This is a genomic window from Streptomyces sp. YS-3 (assembly GCF_045257485.1).
In the GTDB taxonomy this organism is placed as follows: Bacteria; Actinomycetota; Actinomycetes; order Streptomycetales; family Streptomycetaceae; genus Streptomyces.
In genome coordinates, this window is record NZ_JBJHPC010000649.1 from 1 (window position 1) to 3,780 (window position 3,780).

Genomic DNA, 3,780 nt, shown 5'->3' on the forward strand with positions numbered 1-3,780 from the left:
GTTGTAGCTTCGCGGGGGTGCGTCGACTTCGTTGAGCGATTAGGCGTAACGGGAAGCGAACGTGGGCGGAAGCTGCCGTTCTGGGGCGCGAGTCGACCTTTGAATACGCCCCGCCCGGGCCGAAGAGCCTTGCTGACAAGACGGGGCTGGTCAGGTGGGGGTGTTGGGCGCTGGGACTCGGCGCATGCGGCTTTCTGCGGCTCGGCGTACGAGTATGGCGTGCAGGTCCCGTGCCGCCGTTGGTACTGAGTGTGCGCGTCGTCGCTGGATGACGACACGGAGTTCGGTGGTGTCGTCCGCCAGTGGACGGCAGATGATCGCGCCACTGCGCTCCAGGGGATCTCCGTGCACGCTGTAGTCGGGCAGGACGGTGGCGCCGAGCCCCTGGGCGACCATCAGCTTGCCCATTTCGGCGCCGTCGGCCGAGTACGGGAAGGAGGCTGTACTGCCTCTGAGGAGCCGGTGGATGTAACGGTGCATGACATAGCCGGACCGCATCACGATCAATGGCTGGGTCAGCAGATCGGTGACGGTGACAGTTTTGAGCGCAGCCAGCGGACTGTCCGGGCGGACGCAGACGACTGGGCGTCCACGCAGCAGTTCCGTGGTGTGCAGGCCGGGGGGAGGGTCGTCGTCTTGGAAGTAGCTGACCAGCCCAAGGTCGAACCCGCCTTCGGCGAGACGTTGTTGGATACCGTCCTGCCGGTCCGCGATCACTTCCACCTGGGTGGAGGGATGGGCGGCGCCGAACTCGCGGATGGCCGGCGTCAGGAGCGTGACGGTAGCCGCATTGACCGTGCCCAGCCGCAGCGTGCGGCTGAAGCGGTGTTGCTCGTCGGCTGCCTGGCGGAGCCGGTCGACCGCCTCAAGCACCCCGGCGATGTGCGGCAGCAACTCGCGCCCCTGGTCGCTGATCCTCGCTCCGGAACGCTTGCGCTCCAGGAGCGCCACCCCTAGTTCCCGCTCCAGATTGCGGAGCGTTTCGCTCAACGCCGGCTGCGACAGGTGCAGTTCCTCCGCGGCGCGACGCAACGACCCCAGCCGGGTGACCGCCGCCAGGTATTCCAACTGTTCCACGCGCATGACGAGCTACCTCCCACGCTGATCATAAACCGACGTATCCACCGGACTGGTGGAGCGGCGGAGCGGTGGGAGGGGATCCCTATCGCCACATCGGAAATTCCTTATCGACCTGGGCCAGGTCAGTGGGTAATGTCTGACGGGGATAGGCAATGTTGCCTCTGGAGGGGCTTCGGCGCGGCAGGGAAACCGCTAGCCGCAATGTGATCGCGAAATGACCGTCAGAGTCGACCACCTCTGGGAGTGTTGGTTTCGCGGGCGGCATACTGGCAGGTCAGTGGGCCGCCCGGTCCCTCTTCTCATGTACGAAGGAGACGCACCGTGGAGCCCCAGCGGCCCGGAGACGGCCCTACCTGGGCCTCTCTGTCAACACCGGAGAAGGTTTCTGCCGCCCTGGGCATGGCTGGTCTCGGGCTCGGCATCCTTGCTGCGATGAGCATGGTAATGCTGGCAGGCGTCCTGGTCGTCGCCTTTCTCTCCAGTGACTTGATCGAAGTCGAAGGCGCCGGCTCTCTCGTCTGGGCAGTCGTGCTGTGCCTTCCCTGTGGCCTGCTCGCGGGTGTATGTGCCCCCCCTGTGCGTCTCGGGTTGCGGCTGACAGCTATTTCCGACAGGGGCAGACGCGGCGCAGACATGGCCACCTCAGCAGCAACGACCTTTCTCGGAGCGTTGCTCGTAGAATCCTTTACTCCCGGGCTCCACGTCGAACACCCCTGGCTTCCAGCGCTGCTGGCAACACTGTTGATTGCTCTTGCCAATTTGGTGATCAACTATGCTGAGCGTCATAGGAGCCACCGGAACAGCGACGTGTCTTGAGCAGAATGATCCGGCTGAAGCCGAGACGGCTGCGAAGTGCCGTCTCATCGAGCAGCCCGAACATGATCCTTCCTCCCGCTATCACGCACCAACTCGGCTTCATCACCCCGGAAGCCATACCCGACCTCTTCGTGCATTTCAAGGCGCTCCTCGCGCAGAACGGCTGCGGCCCGGAGCCTCCTGGGCCCGCGCCCGGAGTGCGTGCTCTGGTGTTCCGTCACGACCACAGCCCGCGGGTACGCGGACCGTGTCCACCAGGCCCCGGCCGTCAGCGCAGCACGACCGGGCCGGGCGCTTCTGCCCAGGTTGGTTGAGGCGTCAGTTGCCGGTGGTGGGGTGGTGGAACCAGGCGGCGAGTTCGTACTCGGGCTGTGGGGAGGCTGTCAGCTTGTATCGGATCTGGTTCAGGGCGGCTTGGGGGAGAGGTCCCACGGGTGAAGTCGGCTGGGTTGGCGTCGTCGCTCGGCTTAACGCCTTTGATGCTGGCCGGGCCGGGGGAAGCGCTGGTGTCACCCACGAGACAGCGCAAGAAGTCACCGTATCCCGCCCACGCCGGGAGCGGCGACGACGGCGGCAAGGGACACCGTCTCAGGCAGCGGCTTCCGTCTGTCCGTGGCTACGGAGTCGGCGGCGGAGAGGAGCGGGACCGCCGCCGCCCCCGGGCTCGGGTACGACCGTGACCAACGATAAGCCGTTCAAGATCGAGGCCGCCGGGTTCGGGCTGCCGCTGGGTCACGGCAGTGGGTTTATGGCAGCTGGTCCAGGAACCAGGTGGAGAGTTCCTCGGTGATCAGGGTGTGCCTATCGCTCTGTGAGGCGAATTTGACGGCGTGGAAGGGCGTCTCCTCCAGCTCCTCATCGCTGATCGGGGTGTAGAGGTCGTCGTGGGTGGCCGGCTCCCGTGCGGAGATGGCGCTGACGGCCGGGACGAAGCAGTGCTCGCGGATCGGGTTGACGACGCCGAAGCCCGGGATCTCGTTCAACGCGTCGGCGAGGATGCCGAAACCGTCGAGGGTGCCGCCGGGCGCGCCGTCGATGTCGGGCAGGCCGCTGGTGCGGATCTCACGGGTGGGGAGGGTGACCACCCGGAGCTTGGCGACCAGTTGGTTCTCGCCCTCGGACTGGGTCCGCAGCTCCGTGCCGACGACGGCCAGCCCCCTGCCGGTCACGGCTTCGGCCCCGGGAGCCACGCCGTTGCCTTCGCCGTTGTCGGGACCGTTGGTGAGGGCGATCAGCCGGGTCTCCCTCGACCGGGGCCAGTCGCCGACTTCCCGCAGCGCGCGCAGGAAGGCCAGGCGCCGCTCACTGGTGGCGGGCTTGTCCTCCCAGTTCGCAATGTGCTTCCAGAGCAATTCCTGGGCGGCCGGACTGTTGATCTGGTCCGAGAAGCGAGGGTCGAGCTTTTTGGTGTAGTGCGCGAACGCCTGGAGGGCGATGGGGATCCAGGCGCCGGTGTGCGGGCTGTCGTAGGAGTAGTAGAGCTGCGTCTGGTGCTCGATGCCATCCGTCTCCAGTTTGGCAAGGGCATAACGAGTGACCAGGCCGCCCATGCTGAAGCCGCCGACGGTCAGGGGGTGGTCGCCGACACGGCGGCTGATCGCCTCGATGACGGCCGCCATCACCGCCTCGGCGTTCTGCAGGATCGAAGCGCTGCGCTCGTGGTAGCCGACGAGAACGACGTCGCGGCCCCGGCGGCGGAGTTCGCTCAGGAGTGGAAACGGGCCGTGCTCCAGGAGCTCCCAGGTGAGGCTGAGGTCGCTGGGGCCGACGCTGAAGCCGTCCGCCATCAGGACCGGGCGCATGAGTTGGCCGTTGCCCTCGCCGTGGTAGACCCAGGCGGTGCCGTAGGGGAGTTCCCAAACATCGTTGGGCGGGGGCGGGATG

Annotated in this window: 3 protein-coding genes; 1 reads left to right on the top strand and 2 read right to left on the bottom strand. The window is 66.5% G+C overall.

Features of this window, described 5'->3' with window-relative positions; genetic code table 11:
• Nucleotides 1–150: 150 nt before the first annotated feature.
• Nucleotides 151–1,083, bottom strand: coding sequence for a LysR family transcriptional regulator (locus tag ACJA3G_RS32560; RefSeq protein WP_406556631.1), 933 nt, complete (start codon nucleotides 1,081–1,083; stop codon nucleotides 151–153).
• Nucleotides 1,084–1,401: 318 nt separating this feature from the next.
• On the opposite strand from ACJA3G_RS32560, the gene ACJA3G_RS32565 reads away from it, so the two are divergent.
• Nucleotides 1,402–1,896: a hypothetical protein gene (locus ACJA3G_RS32565; RefSeq protein WP_406556632.1), complete on the top strand. Its 495-nt coding sequence runs from the start codon at nucleotides 1,402–1,404 to the stop codon at nucleotides 1,894–1,896.
• A gap of 746 nt (nucleotides 1,897–2,642) precedes the next feature.
• On the opposite strand, the gene ACJA3G_RS32570 is transcribed toward ACJA3G_RS32565, so the two are convergent.
• A complete protein-coding gene (locus ACJA3G_RS32570) occupies nucleotides 2,643–3,779 on the bottom strand; it encodes an esterase/lipase family protein (RefSeq protein ID WP_406556633.1) in 1,137 nt (378 codons plus the stop codon).
• Nucleotide 3,780: the final 1 nt, after the last annotated feature.